Origin of the sequence: Streptomyces sp. NPDC021093, from assembly GCF_044333135.1 — a bacterium.
Lineage (GTDB): Bacteria > Actinomycetota > Actinomycetes > Streptomycetales > Streptomycetaceae > Streptomyces.
The window spans coordinates 646,437-667,249 of sequence record NZ_JBIRQJ010000001.1; the positions used below are offsets into that span (position 1 = coordinate 646,437).

The 20,813-nt window shown below is 72.3% G+C and carries 15 protein-coding genes; 8 read left to right on the forward strand and 7 right to left on the reverse strand.

All coding sequences use genetic code 11. From position 1 onward, the window contains the following. Positions 1-27 precede the first annotated feature (27 nt). Entirely contained in the window at positions 28-993 is a 966-nt protein-coding gene (locus ACH4SP_RS03020) for a GlxA family transcriptional regulator (RefSeq protein WP_398408566.1), read from the reverse strand. A gap of 143 nt (positions 994-1,136) precedes the next feature. On the opposite strand from ACH4SP_RS03020, the gene ACH4SP_RS03025 reads away from it, so the two are divergent. The 3 genes from ACH4SP_RS03025 to ACH4SP_RS03035 all read left to right on the forward strand — a co-directional run bounded on the left by ACH4SP_RS03025 (position 1,137) and on the right by ACH4SP_RS03035 (position 4,041). Then, a complete protein-coding gene (locus ACH4SP_RS03025) occupies positions 1,137-1,784 on the forward strand; it encodes an HD domain-containing protein (RefSeq protein ID WP_398408568.1) in 648 nt (215 codons plus the stop codon). Then, on the forward strand, positions 1,781-2,272 hold the full coding sequence (locus ACH4SP_RS03030; protein ID WP_398408570.1) for a nuclear transport factor 2 family protein: 492 nt from the start codon (positions 1,781-1,783) through the stop codon (positions 2,270-2,272). The genes ACH4SP_RS03025 and ACH4SP_RS03030 overlap by 4 nt, the downstream gene beginning before the upstream one ends. 119 nt (positions 2,273-2,391) lie before the next feature. Continuing rightward, positions 2,392-4,041 (forward strand): AMP-binding protein, encoded by a 1,650-nt coding sequence (locus ACH4SP_RS03035; RefSeq protein ID WP_398408572.1) that lies wholly within the window; start codon positions 2,392-2,394, stop codon positions 4,039-4,041. Positions 4,042-4,251: 210 nt separating this feature from the next. On the opposite strand, the gene ACH4SP_RS03040 is transcribed toward ACH4SP_RS03035, so the two are convergent. Next, positions 4,252-5,319, reverse strand: coding sequence for an aldo/keto reductase (locus tag ACH4SP_RS03040; RefSeq protein ID WP_398408574.1), 1,068 nt, complete (start codon positions 5,317-5,319; stop codon positions 4,252-4,254). A gap of 118 nt (positions 5,320-5,437) precedes the next feature. On the opposite strand from ACH4SP_RS03040, the gene ACH4SP_RS03045 reads away from it, so the two are divergent. Further along, a complete protein-coding gene (locus tag ACH4SP_RS03045; protein ID WP_398408576.1) occupies positions 5,438-6,274 on the forward strand; it encodes a helix-turn-helix transcriptional regulator in 837 nt (278 codons plus the stop codon). 24 nt (positions 6,275-6,298) lie between these two features. Here the strand turns inward: ACH4SP_RS03045 and ACH4SP_RS03050 are convergent, their stop codons facing one another. The 4 genes from ACH4SP_RS03050 to ACH4SP_RS03065 all read right to left on the reverse strand — a co-directional run bounded on the left by ACH4SP_RS03050 (position 6,299) and on the right by ACH4SP_RS03065 (position 15,858). Next, positions 6,299-9,946 (reverse strand): hypothetical protein, encoded by a 3,648-nt coding sequence (locus tag ACH4SP_RS03050; RefSeq protein ID WP_398408578.1) that lies wholly within the window; start codon positions 9,944-9,946, stop codon positions 6,299-6,301. 171 nt (positions 9,947-10,117) lie between these two features. Further along, on the reverse strand, positions 10,118-13,300 hold the full coding sequence (locus ACH4SP_RS03055) for a tetratricopeptide repeat protein (RefSeq protein WP_398408580.1): 3,183 nt from the start codon (positions 13,298-13,300) through the stop codon (positions 10,118-10,120). Beyond that, positions 13,297-13,842, reverse strand: a complete 546-nt coding sequence (locus ACH4SP_RS03060) for a hypothetical protein (RefSeq protein ID WP_398408582.1) — start codon at positions 13,840-13,842, stop codon at positions 13,297-13,299. Before ACH4SP_RS03060 ends, ACH4SP_RS03055 begins: the two co-directional genes overlap by 4 nt. Before the next feature lie 30 nt (positions 13,843-13,872). Next, complete coding sequence (locus tag ACH4SP_RS03065) at positions 13,873-15,858, reverse strand: M48 family metalloprotease (RefSeq protein ID WP_398408584.1); 1,986 nt, start codon at positions 15,856-15,858, stop codon at positions 13,873-13,875. Between the two features lie 159 nt (positions 15,859-16,017). Between ACH4SP_RS03065 and ACH4SP_RS03070 the strand changes: the two genes are divergently transcribed. Continuing rightward, complete coding sequence (locus ACH4SP_RS03070) at positions 16,018-17,031, forward strand: GlxA family transcriptional regulator (protein ID WP_398408586.1); 1,014 nt, start codon at positions 16,018-16,020, stop codon at positions 17,029-17,031. Next, positions 17,028-17,843: a DJ-1/PfpI family protein gene (locus tag ACH4SP_RS03075; protein WP_398408588.1), complete on the forward strand. Its 816-nt coding sequence runs from the start codon at positions 17,028-17,030 to the stop codon at positions 17,841-17,843. Before ACH4SP_RS03070 ends, ACH4SP_RS03075 begins: the two co-directional genes overlap by 4 nt. A gap of 40 nt (positions 17,844-17,883) precedes the next feature. Here the strand turns inward: ACH4SP_RS03075 and ACH4SP_RS03080 are convergent, their stop codons facing one another. Further along, positions 17,884-18,543, reverse strand: coding sequence for a TetR/AcrR family transcriptional regulator (locus ACH4SP_RS03080; RefSeq protein ID WP_398408590.1), 660 nt, complete (start codon positions 18,541-18,543; stop codon positions 17,884-17,886). A 253-nt stretch (positions 18,544-18,796) separates the two neighbouring features. On the opposite strand from ACH4SP_RS03080, the gene ACH4SP_RS03085 reads away from it, so the two are divergent. Together ACH4SP_RS03085 and ACH4SP_RS03090 are read left to right on the forward strand one after the other, a co-directional pair. After that, the gene (locus ACH4SP_RS03085) at positions 18,797-19,936 is read left to right on the forward strand and encodes a serine hydrolase domain-containing protein (protein ID WP_398408592.1); all 1,140 of its coding nucleotides are present in this window, start codon (positions 18,797-18,799) and stop codon (positions 19,934-19,936) included. Positions 19,937-20,063: 127 nt separating this feature from the next. Beyond that, complete coding sequence (locus ACH4SP_RS03090; protein ID WP_398408594.1) at positions 20,064-20,708, forward strand: ADP-ribosyltransferase; 645 nt, start codon at positions 20,064-20,066, stop codon at positions 20,706-20,708. The last annotated feature ends 105 nt before the right edge of the window (positions 20,709-20,813 follow it).

Here is a 20,813-nt window from a genome sequence, read left to right on the forward strand (position 1 = left end):
GGAGACTCCGAGGCTTCCGGGGACGGGTCAGCCGGTCGGCGTGGTGGTGCGGAAGCGGGCCCGGTAGGCGGAGGGGGTGACGCCGAACCGGCGCAGGAAGGCGCGGCGGAGCGTCTCGTCGCTGCCGAGGCCGCTGCGACGGGCCGCCGCGGTGACGGATTCCCCGGCGTCGAGCAGGGACTGTGCCGCTTCGAGGCGTACGGACTCCACGTACGCGGCCGGAGTGCTGCCGACCTGGTCGTGGAAGAGCCGGGTGAGGTGGCGGGCGCTGATCCCGGCGCGCCGGGCCAGCGCGGGCAGCGAGTGGTCAGCGGCGGGATCGGCGACGACCGACCGCAGGACCGCGCCGAGCGTCTCGTGGCGCGGTGCGGGGGTGCGGGAGGCGACGGAGAACTGCGACTGCCCGCCCGGCCGTTGGAGGAAGACCACCAGGTCACGCGCGGTCTCCCGGGCGAGATCCGGGCCCTCGTCGGCCTCGACCAGGGCCAGTGCGAGGTCGAGCCCGGCGCTGACGCCCGCCGATGTGTAGACGCGGCCGTCGCGTACGAAGATCGAGTCGCCGTCCACGTCGACACCGGGGTGCCGGTGCGCCAGCGCCGCCGCGTACCGCCAGTGCGTGGCGGCGCGCCGGCCCTCCAGGAGGCCCGCGTCGGCGAGCGCGAAGGCTCCGGTGCAGACGGACGCGGTGCGCCAGGACGCGGAGTGCAGGGTGCGGACGGCGTCGAGCAGTCCGGCCGGTGCCGGCCGGTGCGGAAGGCCGGGGGAGCCGGGCACGATCAGCGTGTGGACGCGGCCGTCGAGACCGGCCGCCGGGTCCGTGAGCAGCCGGGTGCCCGACGAGGTGGTGACCGGCCCGCCGTCCGGGGACACCAGCAGCGTGCGGTAGCGGGCGCCGAGGGTCTGCGCGGTGCTGAACACCTCCAGCGGGGCCGTCACGTCGAGCAGTCGTACCCCTTCGTAGGCGAGGACGACGACGGTGCGGGGCGTTTTCATGTCGCCAGGTTAACGGCGCGCGATGTCCGTATGTGTGGGATCCATGGCTGGATGGACATGGCGGGCGGAAGGCCGTGGGCGGCAGGCTGAGGGCAACACCCGGCAGCAAGAAGACAGCAAGAAGACAAGAAGAGGGGCCTTCCATGCCGACTGGCACCGCCGGTATCGCCGGCATCGACATTCCTGACAGCGCACTGGCCCGCGAGGCGACCGAACTCGTCCGCGACACCGCGGGCCCGCTGCTGTACGACCATTCGCGCCGCGTCTACCTCTTCGGTGCGCTCCGAGGCCGCCACCGGGGCATGGTCTTCGATCCCGAACTCCTCTACGTGGCCGCCCTGTTCCACGACCTCGGCCTCACCCCCGGCTACGCCTCCTCCGAGCAGCGCTTCGAGATCGACGGTGCGGACGCGGCCCGCGACTTCCTGCTGCGGCACGGCCTGCCGGCCGAGGACGCCCGCACCGCGTGGACGGCGATCGCCCTGCACACCACCCCGGAGATCCCCCACCGCATGGAGCCGGAGGTGGCACTGGTGACGGCGGGCGTCGAACTCGACGTACTGGGCCTGGGGTTCGACGAGGTCACCGACGGGCAGCGGGCCGCCGTCGTGGCCGCCCATCCGCGGCCCGACTTCAAGCGCCGTATCCTCGCGGCCTTCACCGAGGGCATCGCGCACCGCCCGGCCACCGCGTTCGGCAACGTCAAGGCCGATGTGCTCGCGCGCTTCTCGCCGGGTTTCGTACGTACCGACTTCGTCACCGTCATCGAAGATTCGAGGTGGCCCGAATGAGCCGCGCCCTGCCCACCACCCCCCTCGCCCCTCAAGTGAGGCCGCCCGTACCGCCGTTCAGCGAGGCGGACGCGCTGGCGAAGACGCAGGCGGCCGAGGACGCCTGGAACACCCGTGACCCCGAACGGGTCGCGCTCGCCTACACGGAGGACTCCGTGTGGCGCAACCGCGACACCTTCGTGACCGGCCGTGACGAGATCCGCCGCTTCCTCGCCGACAAGTGGCGGCGGGAGCTCGACTACGCGCTGCGCAAGGAGCTGTGGTCGTACGGTGACGACAGGATCGCCGTCCGCTTCCAGTACGAGTGGCGGGACCGGCACGGCGGGCACTGGCGGTCGTACGGGAACGAGCTCTGGGAGTTCGACGCCGCCGGGCTGATGCGGCGGCGCGAGGCGAGCATCAACGACGTGCGGATCGGCGCGGCGGAGCGCCGGATCCTGGGGCCCAGGCCGCCGGGCGAGCGCGGAGCGGCGCTGCCGCTGGAGTGAAGGACCGGCAGGAAAGCCAACTGACCGTTCTGAACGGGGGCATGATACTCCGTCGGCCGATGACCGAAATAAGCCCCCTGTAAGGTCACGGCCTCCGAGCGGCATGTTTGCATGTATCAATGATCGTTACACAGAAGACAACGGCCGAACCGCGGACGTACGTGGACCACATCCTGGAGCACTGGTACAAGGACGAGGACGCCGAGGCGCTCGTCCAGGGTGCGCAGCGGCTGACCAGGGGCGAGGCCAGGCGGCGGCTGTTCCGGCTGGGGCACGCGCTGCGTCGGCAGGGGCTCGTGCCCGGCGACGGAGTGGGTCTGTTCCTGGCCAATCGGGTGGACTCCGTCCTGGTGCAGCTCGCGGTCCACCTCATCGGCTGCCGCGTCGTGTTCCTGCCGCCCGAGCCGGGGCCCGGCGAACTCGCCGCGCTGGTCGAGCAGTCCCGGGCACGCGTCGTGGTCACCGACCCGCTCTTCGCACAGCGGGCCGCCGACGCGGCCGGCCGCAGTGTCCACGCCCCCGTGCTGCTCAGCCTCGGGCCCGTGGAGCAGCCGGGCGAGCAGCCGTGCGCGGACCTGCTGGCGCTGCAGGCCGAGTGCCCGGATGAGCGCCCCGACGGCGTGCCCGCGCCGGGCGCCGACGAGGCCGTCACCGTCCTCTACACCGGCGGCACCCTGGGCCGTCCCAAGCTCGCCGCGCAGAGCCGCCGGCTCTACGACGCGCTGGTCGACCTGGCCGTGGGCGACCCGCAGGACGACCGGTCGGCGGTCTTCGCGACTGCGGACCCGGCCACGGAGCCGGGCGCGGAACGCGTCCTCGCCGCCACACTGCTCACCCACGGCAGCGGCCACCTCACCACGATCCAGGCGCTGGTGACGGGGGCCGTCGTCGTCGTGCTGCCCGAGTTCGAAGCGGGGGCGGCGCTGGCGGTGCTGCGCGAGGAGCGGATCACCGCCACCATGTTCGTACCGCCGATGCTGTACGCGCTTCTCGACCACCCGGAGTGCACGCCAGGGGCCCTCCCCGACCTGCGGCGGATCATCGTCGGAGGCGCGGCCACGTCGCCCAGCCGGCTGCAGCAGACGATCGAGGTCTTCGGGCCCGTCCTCAGCCAGGCCTACGGACAGTCGGAGGCGCTCGGCATCGCCGCCTTCGGCGCGGACGACCTCGCCTCGGAGGGACCCCGGCGGCCCGAGCTCTGGCGCAGCTGCGGTCGCGCGATATCCGACACCGAGATCGAGATCCGTGCCGAGGACAGCACGGTGGCGCTGCCCGCCAAGCAGGTCGGCGAGGTGTGCGTCCGGGGCGAGACGGTGATGCTCGGCTACTACGAGGACCCGGAGCGCACCGCCGAGGCACTGCGGGACGGCTGGCTGCGCACCGGGGACCTGGGCTACCTCGACGCCGACGGGTACCTCTTCCTCGTCGACCGGGCCAAGGACATCATCGTCACCGGCAGCACCAGCGACAACGTCTACTCCCGGGTCCTGGAGGACTTCCTGCTCACGCTGCCCGGTGTGCGCAACGCGGCGGCGCTGGGCGTGCCCGACGAGGAGTACGGGGAGGCCGTACAGATCTTCCTGGCCACGGCCGAGGGCGCCGACGTCGACCCGGACGCGGTCGGCGCCTCGGTGACCGCCGAACTGGGAGAGCTTTACACGCCCCGCAGGACGGTTCTCCTCGACCGGCTGCCGACGACCAAGGTCGGCAAGGTGGACAAGAAGGCGCTGCGCGCCGCGTGGACCGGAGCGGCTGCGGGCACGCGGTAGGCGCCGACCGTCATCGCTCCTGCCGGGACCGGACGGAACGGCGCCCGCACCCGGCCGGTGCCCCGGCGCGGCGTCCTTCCGGCATGCGCCGGACAGCGGCCTGCCCCCTGACAGCAGACAGGGGGCAGGCCGACGGGTCCGGCACCCGAGCCCGATCGGGTGTCAGCGACGGGCTTCGACCTTCAGTCAGCGGCGGATTTCGACCTTCAGTCAGTGGCGGGCTTCGACCTTCAGGTCGCCACGCGTCACCGCCCGGCCGAAGTCGCCGCCGAGCAGGTCGTGCGGGATGCCGAGCCCGATCGCGGTGGCCTCGTCCAGCCGGGCCAGTTGGGCGGCGGTGAAGTCGACCTCCAGGGCGCCCAGATTGTCCTCCAGCTGAGCGGAGGTGCGGGCGCCGATGATCGACGCCGTCACGCCCGGGTTCTGCAAGGTCCAGGCCAGCCCGACCTGGCCGGGGGTACGGCCCAGCTCCGCCGCGACCTCTTTGACGACTTCGGCGATGGCGAGGTTGCGTTCGGTGAGGTTGCCCAGGGTGACGTTGTGGCTCCTGCGGGGAGGACCACCGTCGGATCCGACGCCCGCCGCGGTCAGGTCGTCCCGGCCGTACTTGCCGGTGACCACCCCGCCGCCCAGCGGTGAGTACGGGACCACCCCCAGCCCCAGCTCGTGCGCCATGGGGATCAGGTCACGTTCCCCGGTCCGCTGGATCAGGCTGTACTCGATCTGCAGCGCCACCAGCGGCGACCAGCCGCGCAGGTCGGCGATCGCCTGCATGCGCGACACCTGCCAGGCCGGAACGTTGGACATCGCCACGTACAGCACCTTGCCCTGCCGGACCAGATCGTCCAGGCCGCGCAGGATCTCCTCGACAGGCGTCGTGAAGTCCCAGACGTGCAGGTAGAGCAGATCGAGGTAGTCCGTGTTCAGCTGTCGCAGACTGGCCTCCACCGACGCGAACATGCTCTTGCGGTGCGGACCCCCGGAGTTCGGATCGCCTGGCCTGCGCAGCGCCGAGTACTTCGTCGCCAGCACCAGGCTTTCGCGGCGGTCGCGGGCGAACTCGCCGAGCAGCCGCTCGGAGCTGCCGTCGGTGTAGGTGCTGGCGGTGTCGATGAAGTTGCCGCCGCGCTCGACGTAGCGGTCGAACAGCTTGCGCGCCTCGTCCTGCTCGGCGCCCCAGCCCCACTCCGTACCGAAGGTCGCCGCGCCCAGCGCCAGCGGTGAGACCCGCAGCCCGGAGCGGCCGAGCAGCCGGTAGGTGTCGAGGGTGAGCGACATCGTGTCCTCCTGTGCTTGTGATCCGTTGCCGAGAACCACTCTGTGACCGCCGTGCGCCGGGGATAAGGGAAGGAACTTCCTGGGAACACCGGTCCTACCCTGACTTGTTGGACCGACCATGACGACCACCCGCACCGTGGACACGACACAGGAGCTGGCCGCGTTCCTGCGGACCCGGCGCGAAAGCCTGAACCCGCACGACTTCGGACTGCCGGCGCGACGGCAGGCCCGGCGGACCCCGGGGCTGCGCCGCGAAGAGGTCGCCGAACTGGCCGGGGTCAGCGTCGACTACGTCGTACGGCTGGAACAGGGCCGCGGCCTGCGGCCATCGGCGGACGTGGTCGAGGCGCTGGCGAGGGCCCTGCGCCTGGCCTCCGGCGAACGCGCCTACCTCTACAATCTGGCCCGCCAGCGCCCGCGCGCCGCCGACAAGCCCGCCACCACCGCGCCGCCGCCGCTGGCCCACCTGGTCGCCGACCTGTCGCCGCTGCCGGCCATGCTGCTGAACCACCGCTACGACATCCTGGCCTGGAACGGCGAAATGGCGCGGCTGCTCCTGGACTTCGACACCCTGCCGCCCTCGCAGCGCAACGCGATGTGGCTGTGCCTGATGCATCCGGGAATGCGCGAGTTCTACGTCGACCGCGAACGCGTCGTACGGGAGGGCGTCGCCCACCTGCGCGCCGCCTGGGCCGCGCACCCGGAGGACCGGGCGCTGACCGACCTCATCACCGAATTCACCGCTGGGGACGAGGAGTTCGCGCGCCTGTGGGCCGAGCGGGACATCAAGGTCAACGGCCGCGGGCACAAGGTGCTGCGGCACCCCGAGGCCGGTGAGATCGCCGTGCACTTCGAAGTGCTCGTGCCGCTCCAGGACCCGGACCAGCGGTTGGTGATCCACCGCGCCGCGGACGAGGAGAGCAGGAGGGCGATGGACCGGCTTTTCGCAGGGTGACGCCGGATCAGATCTTGCGTTCGGTCAGGGACAGGGACCGGCGTACGAGATGCCGGGCAGGTGAAGACGCCGCACCTGCTCCGTGAACCTGTTCGGGGTGTTGTGGCAGATCCGCCGGACGGCGGCGTCGACGTCCATGCTCCACAGCCGCACGGTTCCGTCCCTCAGCGCCGCGGCAAGGCTCCGGCCGTCCGGGCTGAATTCGGCGGCGTCGACGGCACTGAACTCGGCGGCTTCGTAGCCGGCTCCCGCACCCAGCAGACGGCCGATCGGCGCCGTGCGCCCGGGGTCGGACACGTCCCACAGCCGGACGGTGCCGTCGTCGCCCGCGCTCAACAGGGTGCGGCTGTCAGGGCTGAAGGAGACCGAGTTGACGAGGCTCTGGTGCCGGACGAACGGAGGGCCCGTGTGCCGGGGGCGGTCGGGATCCCGTACGTCCCAGAGCTCGATCACACCGGACGGCGCGGCCACGGCCACGGTCCGGCCGTCCGGGGAGGCGGCCACGTCCGTGATGTTCGACGTACGGGTGGGCAACGGGGCGCCCCAGGCCTTCGCCCGCATCGGGTCGGTGACGTCCCACAGCTGTACGGTTCCGTCCCGCCGGCTGCTGACCAACCGGCGGCCGTCGGTACGGAAGGCGACGGCGGACGTGGCCCCGCCGTCTCCACCGCCCAGAGTGACGAGGGGCCGCGGCCTGCTCGGCGTGCTCAGGTCCCACAGCCTCAGCCGGTTGCCGCCGGAGCTGGTGACCATGATGTCCCGCGTCGGGCTCAGGGCGACCGCTCCCACATGTCCCGCGCGGGAAACACGGGTGAGTTTTCGAGGGCGGTCGGGCCGGGAGAAGTCCCAGACATCGAGCTCGTCGCCCAGTACGACTGCGGTGCCGTGCCGGGCACCGAACATCGTGGACCTCATGTCCCCGGTGATGCGGGCGACGGCTACGGGGTGCGCCGGTCGGCCGAGATCCCAGAGCTGGACACTGTGGTCGGAGGACGTAGTGGCGAGGGTCTTGGAATCGGGGCTGAACGAGACGCCGTCCACTGCCCCTGCGTGCCCGGCCAGAATGTTGTCGGGCAGGCTCCAGTACCGGACACCGTCCGCACCGGCGCTGATCAGGCTGCGGCCGTCGCGGGTGAAGGCGAGTGACTGGACCGCGCCCTCGTGGCCCGCGAGTGTCACGCCGAGGCTGATGACGCGCCCTGGATCGTACGCACTCCACAACCGGACGAGACCGTCCGACCCCGCAGTGGCGAACAGGCGCCCGCGCGGGCTGAACACGGTGGCGATGACGCTCCCCGCGTGGCTCGTGGGCCACAACTTCGCGACCACCGGGCGACCGGGATCGGACACGTCCCACAGCTGGAGCCGACCGTCCCCGAGGCAGGTCGCAAGGAGCCGTCCGTCCGCACTGAACGACACGGACTTGGTATAGGCGCCGCCGCCCAGGCCGTTGTCCTGTCTGACCAGGAGCCTTGGTGCGGAGGGGGCGCTCATGTCCCACAGCCCGACGCCCTCGCTCTTCGCCGTGACGGCGAGGGTCCGGCCGTCGGGACTGAAGGAGAGGCCCCACATCCAGGTGTTGCCCGGGAGCCGGGCCAGGCTGGTGGGTCGGGCTGGATCGGAGACGTCCCAGACACGGATGCCTCCCCTGCCGGCACTGACGAGCGTCTCCCCGCGGGGGCTGAACAGCAGCCCCCGCGCGCCTCCGGAGTGACCTGTCAGCGGACTGCCGAGCGCCCTCGGCCGGTCCGGCCGCCGCACGTCCCACAGCCGCACCGTGCCGTCGAGCGACCCGCCGGCCAGCAGGTGCCCGTCGGCGCTGAAGGCGACCGTCAGCACGCTGTCCGCGAATCCGCGCAGGGGCTTCCCGAGCAGGACCGCCTGTGTCGGACGCGACATGTCCCACAGTCGTACGGTGCGGTCCTCGTTCGCCGTCGCAGCGATCGGCCGGCGAGGGCTGACCGCGGCCTGGTTGACGCCTTCCGCGCCCCGCACCGGCACCGAGAGCGGTGTTGCCCCGTCCGCCAGCAGCTGGGTGGTGATCCTGCGGTCGCCGGGCCGCATCCGGTGCGCCAGCAGATCCAGTTGCGCTGCCAGGGAGATGTCCGTCGACCGTCGGGCGTCCGCCTCCGCCAGCACTTGTTTGAAGACGGCCGCGTCCCGTTCGGCGCGCGCCGAACCGGTCTGCCGGAAGGCGATCACGGCGGCGCCCGAGGCGAGCATCGCCAGCACGATCAATGTGGCGACGGCGGCGCGGCGCAGTCGCCGGCCCTGTTGCCAGGAACGGAGGGACACGGCGAGGAAATCGGCGGCCGAGGGAACGAGTGGGCCGCGGTGCGGACGGCGCGACCAGGCGAGCGCCGCCTCCAGGCGGTGGCCGCGGTAGAGCATGCCGGTGTCGTGGGAGGACACCTCCCACTGCGCGGCGGCCTGTTCGAGCTCCTGGCGCAACAGGTGGTCGGCGCGGCCGCTCTCGATCCAGCCGTGCAGCCGGGGCCAGGCGGACAGCAGCGACTCGTGCGTCATCTCGACGTGATCGTGGTGACGGGTGAGCAGCCGGGCCCGGGTGAAGCGTTCGACGACGGAGGCGACGGCCGGTTCGGGGCTGTCGACGGCGTCCACGAGGTCGGCGTACGGGCGGCTGCGCCGAGTGTCCTCGGTGTGCTCGCCGTAGTGGACGAGCCGCAGGAAGACGCCGCGCGCCGCACGCCGTCCGGCGCCGTCGAGACCGGTGCAGATCTCCTCAGCCGTGGTCGCGACGGCCTTGCGGATGCCTCCGGTCGCCCGGTAGCCGGCGACGGTGAGGACGTGCCCGGAGCGCAGTTGCCAGGTCGCGCGCAGGGCGTGGGCCAGGAGCGGCAGCCGCCCGGCCTCGTATCCCGCGCCGGGCTCTCCTTCGCCGCCCCCGAGATCGCGCAACAGGAGCTCCACCAGGCCTGGCTCGACGTCCAGGCCCACTTCCTGAGCGGGATGGACAATGGCTTCCCGCAGTTCCGTCTCCGTCAGGGGAGCGAGCAGCAGCTGGCCGTGCTCCAGCGCCTCGCGCAGCCAAGGGTGGTGCGCGCAGGGGGAGTAGAAGTCCGAGCGCAGGCCCAGGACCACAAGGGCGTCGGGGCTCCTGCCGTGCTCCGGGTCGGCGTGGGCGAGAGCGGCCAGCACGTCCACGAACCGCAGGCGTTCGTCCTCGTCGGGGCAGAGGGTGAAGAGTTCTTCCAGTTGGTCGACGACCACCACGAGAGGCCCGGTCCTGTGTCCCGGCTCCCAGCCGACCGCCGCGAGCCGGGCGGCCAGCTCCCGGGTCGGCCGAGCGGTGGGAGTGAGCCGGACGCGCGGCCAGTCGGCGGAGCCGGGGGCGGCGAGGGCGCCCCGGGCCAGGTGGGACAGCAGACCGGCGTTCAGCAGCGACGACTTGCCGGCGCCCGAGGGGGCGACGACGGCGACCGGGCCGCCGGTGCGCAGGCGCGCGTCCAGCCGGACCAGGAGAGTGCCGATCGCCGTGTCCCGGCCGAAGAACCAGGCCGCCTGCTGGACGTCGAAGGCCTGGAGGCCCGGGTAGGGGCACTCGTCCGTCGCCGTGGCGGCGATGCCCCGGCGGGTGGAACGTACGCCGTGCGTGTAGTGGAAGTGCAGGTCGCGCTCGGCCGTGTACAGGTCCCGTGCCGCTTGGTACACGCGCCCGCTGTCGGCCGCCCGTGCGTGGAACGTGTGCTGCGCGGCCCGCGGAGGGTCGGGCGGACGCACCGGTGGCGACCCGGGCGGTGCCATGTGCGGATCCGGCGGTATGCGGTAGCGAGTGCGTGGATCCTCGGGTTCGGGCGGCCGGTCCCGTGGGGTGTTCACCGTTCACCCTTCGTACGCCCGTGAGCGGCCGAGGCCGTCCAGGACCTCGGCGAGCGTGCCGTGCGCGGCTCGCAGATGGTGGATGAACAGGTTCGGCCTCGCCAGCACCAGGCCCCGGTACATGCTGAGGGCCTCCGTCACGGATGCGTGGGCCTGCTCCAGGTCCTCTCCGGCCGCGACGCGTGCTTCGGCGAAACTCCACAGGGCCATGGCGAAGTTGGGCGCGTACACGTTCTCCGGTCCAGGCTCGTGGCCCTCCCGGTGGTACAGGGCCCTGCAGACATGGACCGCCTCGCGGGTCACCCGGAGGGACTCGGCGTGCTCCAGGCTGTCCGACGACCGCTTGCCCAGGCCGATCAGCGCTATCGCCAGTTCCGGTTGGTGTGCGGGCTCGGCTCCGGCGAGCTGCCAGTACAGATCCACGGCTTCGCGGGCGACGGTCAGGGCCTCGTCGCGCTCCTCCGTCGCCGCCAGTCCGTTGCTCAGATTGATGAGCGCCGACGCGAGTTTCGGCAGCTCGGCAGGATCGGTCGCGCTGAGCGGGCGGCAGATGTCCACCGATTCGCGGGCAGCGGCGACGCACTCGGGGCCCCTGCCGCGGAGCTGGCCGAGGAGGCCGCTGAGGGTGACGAGCGCCCCGGCCAGGTCGGGGCGGAAGACTCCGGGCTGGCCCGCCGCCAGCGTCCGGTAGAGGTCGACGGCCTCCTGAAGGGGCGTCAGAGCTGCCAGGTCTCCCCGGGTCTCCGAGACGCCGATGGCGAAGGTGTTCAAGTACCGGGCGAGTGCGGGCGAGTGGACGGCCGGGGCTTCCGCGGTGAGCCTGCGGCCGGTCTCGACGGCTTCGGTGGCGGCGTCCAGGGCGGCTTCCGGGTCGCCCGCCTGCAGGAGGCAGAGGGCCAGCGTGTTGAGGGCCTCGGCGACTTCCGGGGTGAAGGCGGTGGGCAGCTTGCGGGCCAGCCGGCGGCGGATGCCGACCGACTCCCGGGCCGCCGCCGCGGCGGGCCGACCCTGTCCGGCTTTCGACGACCAGTCGGCCAGGTTGGCCAGGTAACCGGCGAGCTGGGGGAGGTAGCTGGCGGGCTCGGTCTCGGCCAGGGTCCGGAAGAGGGCGACCAGGGCGCGGGCCGGTTCCAGGACGGCACTGATGTCCCCCGTCTGTGCCAGGCACACCGCGAGGATGTTCCACGCTCCGGTGATCTCCATGGGGGGTGTGGGGGGATCGCCGTGGGCGAGGTGCTGGCACAGGTCGACGGCTTCCCGCGCGACCGCCAGGGCCTCTTGCGGGCGGGCGGACTCGGAGAGGAGGGCACTGAGATTGACCAGGCTCCGGGCCAGCGCACGCTCGTGGTCGGCCCGGCCGGACGCCAGGAGCCCGCGGCGGGTGGCCACGTCCTCCTCGGTCGCTTCCAACGCCTCGCCCCGGAGGCCGAGTTCGGACAGGGCGACACCGAGGCCGGTCAGGGTTCCGGCGACTTCCGGGGTGTAGGTCAGGGGGTCCTCGGCGGCCAGCCGGCGCCAGATGGCCAGCGCCGTCCGCGCGGAGGTGAGCGACTCCTCGTGCAGGCCGGCATTGTGGCGGCGGAACGCCAGGGCATCGTGGACGCGGGCCCGGTCCGCGGGGTGTTCGGCGCGGGCCAGCCGGGCGGGTGCGAGCCGGGTGAGGACGGCCAGCATGCCCGCGTCCAGATCCACGTCGCGTCCCTGGGGGAACCGCGCGGCGATGGCTTCGAGGAGTTCCATGTCGACGGTGGGGTTGGCGGCCAGGGCGACCAGGGCCGCGCTGCCTGCGTCGAGGGCCAGCCGAGGGTCGTCGCGCAGCAGCGGATACAGGTGGTCGGCGCCCAGATGGGGCCAGCGGTCGGCGGACGCGGCCAGGAAGGTGACGGCGCGAGGGGTGTGGGCCGGGGCGGCGCCTCCTGGCCGACGGGCGAGGAGAGCGGTGGCCGTGGCGGGCGCCCAGCTCTGGGCGGGGTAGTCGGCGCGATGGCCCGGCAGGGTCAGGGCCAGGAAGTCCTCGGCGAGCCGGTCCGGATACAGGGGCTCCAGGGCGGTGGCCAGCGCGGTGGCCGCGGGCGGATAGCAGGTGGAGTGGTCGGCGAGGACGCCATCGGCGGGCAGGGGGAGACGGATGCGGTCGAGGAGGACGGTCGCGGTCGGAGGGCTGACGGGGCCGGTCAGGGCCGCGGTGAACACGGCCTGGTTCATCACCGCTGGCGGGGTGCGGAAGGCCCGCTCCGCGGGGTCGAGTTCGTGGGTGCCGTCGCCGAACAGCAGGGCCCAGTGCAGGTGTTCGCGGTCAAGGAGGTAGACCGTCAGCCCGGCCATGCCCTGCGGCGGGCGGCACTCGGACACGGAGGCGTCGACCGCGACGAGCGCCGCCATGTGCACGGCCAGGGTCAGCCCGAAGTCGGCCGGGCCCAGGGGGCCCGGCGGAGCGATGAGGCCGGGGTCGCGCACTCCGTACAGGGCGGCGAAGCTGTCCCGGGCCGCGTCGAACATGGTCCGGCGCTGCTCGGTGCCGTCCGGCAGGGGATCGAGCTGCTGCTGGGACGTGCCGGCCTGGTGGTTGGCCAGCGCGGCGCGCAGGGCCGGCCAGGTGCCGTCGGTGCGCCCCAGGAGCAGCAGCCGGGTCGGGAGTCCCGGCGTGTGGAACAGGTTGTTGCTGAAGAGCCAGGTCAGATGGGAGAGCGGCCACCGGTCGGCGTAGTCGACGATCAGGAGCAGGCCTTCGGAGCCGTCCGGGCGGAGGTCCTGGCTGCCGGGCGGGGGCAGGACGGTGCCGGGGCCGTGCGTGGCGTTGACGACCTTCCACCCGTCGGCGGCGGCCTGGTCGGCGAACCGGGCGGCCAGCCGGCTCTTGCCCTGCCCGCCGGGCCCGTACAGCCACCGCGCTGCCAGCTTCGGGCGCTCGCGCCGCCATGTGTGGAGCTGGTCCAGCTCGGCCGTACGGCCGGTGAAGTCGACCACCGCGTGGCGGGAGTTGAGCATCCGGCTGGGCAGTTCGCGCAGCCACGCGGGATCCGCAGGGGTGGCGCCGCGCCAGTTCGTCAGGAGATAGAGCGGTACTCCGTCGCCGAAGACGTGGATGTCCGCACCGATCACGCCGTACGCGAAGCCGTTCGCCACGTGGATGTGCCGCTGGAAGTGGTCCTGCTGGAAGTGGGCCGGACCCTCGGGTCGCTTCACGGGGGCCCACCGCTGTGGGACTCCGGCTCGGCGGCGGGTGAAGTGCTGGTGGGTGGAGTGGCGGCGGGTGAAGTGCTGGTGGGTGAAGTGGTGGCGGGTGGAGTGCTGGTGGGTGGAGCAGGTCGCGCCGGGGCGGGGCGCGGGAGTGGGTGCTGGTGAATTCCGCTGTGGGGGCCCTGAACGGCGAACACCGAGCCCGTACCGTGATGGTCGATCTCCTGCCGATAGGTGTCGGCGGCGGGCAGTTGGTGCTGGACTCGGGTGATCAGCTCGGTGAGTTCGCCGGCGATCTCCGGGTGCTGGTCGAGCAGGTTCTCCAGTTCCAGCTGCCACAGGGGCCGCAGACTGCCGCGGGCGAGTCGGGCGTCCTCGGCGCGGACGACCAGGGCCGCGTTGGTGTCCAGTTGGGACTCCCGCTCCTGCCCGCCGCGGCGGAAGAGGCGTACCGCCGCGGTTCGGGTGGACTGCCAGGCGGCGGTGGCCATGGCGGCCACGATGACGGAAGCGCCCGTCATCGCGAGGTCTGTTGCCGGGTCAGGCATGGAGTGCCTCCTTTGGCCTGGGACGGGGTGTCAGCGGGCGGGTGCCGGGTAGCACTGGACGTCCGTGTGCGCGTTGTGCACGTCCAGGATCCGGTCGACGGCCGGAGTGCCGTACCTGCGGGCGCACACCTGGTCGAGTGCGAGGGGGGAGCCGTCGGCGTACCTGTAGCCGTAGGCGCTCGGGTTGGTGCCGTCGACGTACGTGACCGCCCGTCCGGTCTGCTGTTCGAGGAAGGCCTCGGAGAGCCGGAAGGCCCCGAGGGAACGGGCTCGGGTGATGCAGCCCCAGGAGAGGGGGTTGTGGAAGTCACCGAGCCGGTCGACGTTCGGCTTCGTCGCCGGGAACTCGAAGTCGCAGACTTCGGTCACGGAGGCGAAGGCGCCCGGAACCCCACGGCAGCCGACCTGGTAGGCGTCGGCACCGAACTCGGCGGGGACACCGGACCGTTGTGTGCAGAAGTGGTTCCAGCGCTCCCGGGTCAGAGGCTCCACGGGCGCGGGAACCGGCGCCGGTTCGGGCGCGGGAGGAGGCGGTGGTACGGGAGGAGGCGGTACGGGAGGAGGCGGTGGTGCAGGAGGAGGCGGTACGGGAGGGCGCGGGACGGCCGGAGGAGTGCTCGGCGGCGCGTGGCGGGTCGGGGCCGAGGTGCGGGTGGGCCCCGCGGGGGAGGGCGAGGCGGTGTCCGGCGCCCCGGCCGCAGGCGTACGGGGCACGGAACTCGCCGGTTTCCCGGGCCCGTTAGACGCCGTGGGCACGGGCTCGGCCGGCCCGGTCGCGGGTTGCTGCCCTGTCCGGTCGGGGGCCGTCGTGCCGGACCCCGATCCGGCGAGCGGTTTCGGGTCGGTGGCTTGCGGGCGGCCAGGGGCGGGAGCCAAGGGCAGTTGCAGGGCCAGCATCCCCATTCCGCCCAGCAGCGCGAGGAGCACGACCCCGGCGACGAGGGGTGGGGCCACGGCGAAGGAGGCCGTCCGCGACCCGTTGGCGTACGTACGCAGATGTGCGATGCGCTCGTCGAGGGAGGGATACGGAGTCGGGACGTAGGCCCAGCCGCGGGGCCTGCCCGGATCGGGGTCGGCGAAGCACAACTCCCGTACCAGAGCGCCTCGTTGGGCGGGCGCGGTGGAGGCGGACCGCAACCGGTCCAGCAGGTGTTCCAACGCCGGTGACTCAAGGGTGAGTTGCAGGGCGATGGCGTCGGAGGCCAGCACCCGCTGCCCGATCAGCCGATTGCGGGTGCCTCCGGCGATCCGGGCCACCACGACGCCGAACAGCAGGACCAGCCGTCCCAGCAGCAGGCAGAGGAAGAGAGACAGTCTGAGAGCCGTCCTGACGATCAGTCCGAGGTTCTGTTCCGGAGTCGCCGGGGACGGCGGGATGTCGATGGGCCGGAGGTGCCTGCGCCCCACCCAGTCGGTGACCAGGGCGATGCCCGTCGCCGGAGCGACGACGGCCAGCGCCCACCGCAGCACGACGAACGACAGGCGCGTCACCCCCGTGCCACGGCTCGCGACGGCCGCCAGCTCATGGGCGATCACCGCCTCCAGCCGGGCGCGGTCCAGTACGCCGTCCTCGTCCCGCAGCAACGCCGAGAGGCCCGAGGTGTACGTCACCGTGTGTTTTCGGCCGTGGTCCGTCACGAAGGCGTTGGCCCCGGGGTCGTCCACGATGCGGATCCGGGGAGCCTGCCGCATGCCCAGCCGGGCGGCCAGCCGCCCGGCGATGGCCTCGGCCTGTTCGCGCTCCGCCGCGCTGTCCGGGGCGTCCTCACCCGGGTGGCGCGCCGCGGCGGCGGACACCGAGGTCGCCGCGACGGCGACCAGGACCACCGTCAGTACGGCGATCCCGGCCCCGGTGTAACCGGCGAGCCCCGCTGCGGCCAGGGCGACGAGCCCCGCGTCGAACAGTGCGACGCACACGACCACACCGGCGAAGATCCCGTGCCGGACCCGCTGCCGGGCGACGAGCGCGTGCACTTCGACGGATCCCGTGCCGTCGCGTGCGGACACCGGATCCATCTGCGATCACCTGCCTCGGAGCACGCGATCGGCGTTGCGTCGACCACGCTCAGTCTCACAGCTGCGGCAGCGTGTCACATCGGCCGAAAAACGTAGTTCCGAGCGGCCAACCCGCCCCGGCGGCAGGGCACTTCCCCGCCGCGTGGTGCTATCGGTCCCATGGACAGTACGGACAACCAGCGGCGCATCCTCATCGTGGCCTACGACGACGCGCAGATCCTCGACATCGCCTGCCCCAGCGGCGCTCTGGACATAGCCAACCGGTACGGGGCGAGTCCGCCCTACGCCATCGAGCTGGGCACCCTCGGCCGCCGTGCCGCCCGCAGCTCGGCCGGGATCGTACTCGGGGCGGGACGAGGGCTGGAGGCGGTGACCGGACGGCTGGACACGCTGCTCGTCGTGGGCGGGGCCGGATACGAGTCCGCCGCCGCGGACGGGCGGTTGCTGGCGCAGGTGCGACGGCTGGCCGCACGTAGCAGGCGCGTCGCCTCCGTCTGCACCGGCACCTACGTGCTCGCCGCCGCCGGGCTCCTTGACCACCGGCGGGTGGCGACGCACTGGGGGTACGGAGAGCAACTCGCCGCCCGCCACCCGGCCGTGGCCGTCGACGTGGGGCCGCTCTACATCCGCGACGGCAACGTCTACACCTCCGCCGGGGTCACCAGCGCTCTCGACCTGACGCTCTCCCTGATCGAGGACGACCACGGGCCGACGCTGGCCCGTGCCGTCGCCCGTGAACTCGTCTCCTACCTGCACAGGCCCGCCGACCAGGCCCAGATCAGCATGTTTCTGGCCGCTCCACCGCCGGGCGACCGGCTGGTACGGGACCTGGCCGGCTACATCGCGGGACACCTGACCGAGGACCTGACGCCCGGGGCGCTGGCGGCCCGCGCAGGAGTGAGCACCCGGCACCTGACCCGTCTGTACACCGCGCACCTCGGCACGACCCCGGCACGGGCCGTGCGGGCGGCCCGTACGGAAGCGGCGGCGCATCTGGTGCGCTCCAGCGGGCTGTCGCTGGCCGCGATCGCCCGCCGGTGCGGGATCGGGTCGGCCCAGACGCTCCGGCAGGCGTTCCTGGACCACTATGGAGTCGGCGGGGACAGGATTCGCAGGATGCCGGACATGCCGCGGGCGCGCGTCCCCCGGGGGCAGAAGACTCCCGTGTCATGACGAATTCGACGACACGCAGGGCCCTGCTCCGCGGGACCGTGGCCACCGCGGCGCTCGCCGCCGCCGGCACCGCGACCCAGGGCGGGGCCGCACATGCCGGGGCCGCGGCCGCCGGAGCCGCACATGCCGGGGGCGCGGACGGCGAACAGCGGGACGGTGGCGCCGGACCGGAGATCGGCATCCTGCTGTACGACGGCTACAGCCTGCTGGACCCGACGGGCCCCGCGGAGGTGCTGTCCCGGCTGCCGGGTGCGCACGTGACGATGATCGCCGAGCGCCGGGGCCCGGTCCGTACGGACACCGGCGACGTGGCGGTGCTGGCCGAGCGATCGATCGCCGAGATCGACCGGCTTGACGTCCTGCTCGTGCCGGGCGGCGGCAATCGCGGCACGATCGCGGCGATGCGGAACAAGGAGCTGCTCAGCTGGATCCGCCGCATCGACCGCCACAGCCGGTGGACGACCTCCGTGTGCACGGGAACGCTCGTCCTCGCCGCGGCGGGGCTGCTGAAGGGACGGCAGGCCACGACGTACTGGGCCTCCGCCGACTATCTGCGGTCCGAGTTCGGCGTGACCTATCTGCCTCAGCGTTACGTGCGTTCGGGGAAGATCATCACGGCGGCGGGGGTCTCGGCGGGCCTGGACATGGCCCTGTACCTCGCCTCCCAGATCGCAGGAGAGACCACGGCGAAGGCGATCCAACTGGCCGTCGAGTACGACCCGCAGCCCCCGTTCGACGCAGGCAACGCCGCGGAAGCCGACCCTCAACTCAAGGAACTTGCACTGCGGTTGCTGGCCGAATCGCAGGTGTGACGGCACGGGGGCGGCTGGGTCGGGTGGCTAGACCGGGCGGCTAGGCCGGGCGGACCGTGGCCTCGATGTGGGCGAGCTGGGCGGCGAGGAGCTCCTCGAACGCGGCGCCGCGGTCCGCCCCGAGGGGGCGTACGTCGCGGGCGAAGTGGGCCAGGGCCGGGAAGCGTTCCGGGTCGGCGCCGAGTACCGCGACGCGGAACAGCTCCATGCCCTGCTCGTACTCCCCGGGGGTGACGGTGCCGACCCCTGCCTCGGAGGAGATCAGCGCCGCGATGAGGACCGCGATCCGGTGGTAGCGCGCCGGGATCTCCGCGTCGGGCAGCCCCGACTCGCGCAGGGCCTGCAGCACCTCTTCCATGACCAGCCGGGAGCCGGTGCCGCTCGATGCGTAGCGGCCCCAGGTCGCGGCGAGTTGGGGGTGCCGGCCGAATGCCTCCCGTACCCGCAGGGCCACGGCCGTGATGCGCTGCTTCCAGTCGCCCTCGGGCCGGTAGCCGTCCATGGCGGCCAGGATGATCCGGTCGGCCACCGCGCGCAGCAGTTCGGTCTTGCTGCGGAAGTGCCGGTAGAGGCTGGAGGAATCGGTGCCGAGCACCCCCGCGAGCTTGCGCACGCTGAAGGAGTCGGCGTCGCCCGTGCGCAGCAGCTCCGCCGCCGCATCCAGGATCTCCTCGGTCGACCAGCGCCTTCTGCCTGCCATTTCGCCCCTCTCGTAGGGAGTCAGCCTAACTCATGCACCTGGTAGTGCACTTGGGTGAGCACTTGGTCGTGCACTTGGCGTTGCACGCACCGCGTGCATAATGAGGGCAGAGCGTGCCGAGCGGCCCAACTGCGGGCTGCCGGTGCGCTGTTGGTGCCCTGTTGCCCGGATCGGGCGGCCGATCGAAAGGACGCATGTCATGAGGAATCCACTGGATCCCGCAATGCCGAACGTCGCAATGCAGAACGCCGCAATGCCGAACACCACTGAGCTGAACACCACTGAGCTGAACACCGATGAGCTGGACGCAGCCATGGAGAACGTCCACCGCGCCGGGATGCCCGGCCTGTTCGCCGAAGTGCGGGCCGGCGACCAGGTCTGGCGCGGCGCCGCCGGGGTCGCCGACGTCGCCACCGGACGCCCCGTCACCGCCGACATGCGGCACCGCGTCGGCAGCATCACCAAGACCTTCACCGCCGCCGCGGTCCTGCAGCAGGCCGAGAGCGGCCGGATCCGCCTCGACGCGCCGATCGGCCGGTACCTGCCGAAACTGGTGCCCGGAGCGCGGGGTGAGGCGATCACGGTCCGGATGCTGATCAACCACACCAGCGGCCTCGCCGAGTACCTCCCGTACGCCTTCCCCTCCCTCAAGGCGTTCCCCGCCCTCGCGGACACCGGTCCTGAGAGCCTGGACGACCACCGGTTCACGCGGTTCGACCCCGTCGAACTCATCGAGCTGGGGGTCACCGCACCGGCCGTCGGCACCCCGGGCGGCCCGCTGGGGGTGTACTCCAACACCAACTACCTGCTCCTGGTCCAGCTCCTGGAGCACGTGACCGGCAGCACGGCCGAGCAGTGCATCACCCAGAACGTCATCGAACGCGCCGGGCTCCGCGACACCGGATTCCCCACCGGTCCGCACATCGAAGGGCCGCACTCGCAGCTCTACGAGGCCTGGCTCGGCATGATCGACCCGCCGCGCGACTACAGCGTCTACGACATGTCCTGGGTGGGCCCCTCGGCCTCGCTGATATCGACCGTCACGGACCTCAACCGCTTCTACGGGCTGCTGCTCGCCGGTGAGATCGTCGGCCCGTCGTCGCTGGCGGAGATGCGACGCACCGTCCGGATCGTCTCCCAGGAGGGGAAGACGATCGACTACGGCCTCGGCCTGTACCCCACGGAGGCTCCCGGCCAGGACACCTTCTGGGGCCACGGCGGCACGGTCTGGGGCGCCGGCGCGCTGGCCGTGACCCGTGCCGACGGCGGACGGCAGATGTCCGTCGCGGTGAACATGCAGAGGTGGAACAAGCTCGACTCCACGGGCAGGCCGCAGCCCCACCCCATCGACGACGCGCTCGCGGCGCTCTACCGCGTGGCGATGTACGGCTGACAGGTCCACCGGGACAAGCGCCGGACGGCCGTGTACGACATCCGGTGCGTGGTGCCCGGCGCGGGACACGCCGCCGAACGAGTGAAGATCCCCGATGTGCCGCCGCCGAGCTGTGACCGTGCTCCTCATGATGACAACTCGCTTGTGGCGGCGGGCCGCTGCCCTCGTCCTGCCCCTCTCCGCAGCCCTCGCCGCGTCCGCGGCGGCGCCCTCCACCGTCTCTGCCGCCGTACCGGCCAAGGCCGCAATCTCCACCAAGACCGCAGCGCCCGCCAAGGCCGCCGCGCCCGCCTGCCCCCAGTTCGACGACCCGGTCAAGGCCGCCGTCGACCGCCGTGTCGACGTCGACCGGATCACCCCCGCCCCGGTCTGGCGCAAGACCTGCGACACGCTCTACCGCAGCGACGGCCGCGGCCCGGCGATCGTCTTCGAGCAGGGCTTCCACCCCAAGGACGTCCTTGCCGGCCAGTACGACATCGAGCAGTACGTCAACGTCAACCAGCCCTCGCCGTACGTGTCCACGTCCTACGACCACGACCTCTACAAGACGTGGTGGAAGTCCGGCTACAACTACTACATCGACGCCCCCGGCGGCGTGGACATCAACAAGACCATCGGCGACACCCACCAGTGGGCGGCCCAGGTCGAGGTCGCCTTCCCCGGCGGAATCGCGCGCGAGTACATCATCGGCGTCTGCCCGGTCGACAAGAAGACCAAGGTCGAGATCATGAGCAACTGCGAGAGCAACCCGCACTACCGGCCCTGGCACTGAGCACGGGCTCTGGCACTGAGCACCGGCCCTGGCCCTGAGCACCGGCCCTGGCCCTGAGCCCGCGCTCGACCGCGCTGCTGACGATGCCCGCCGCCGCCCCGGCCG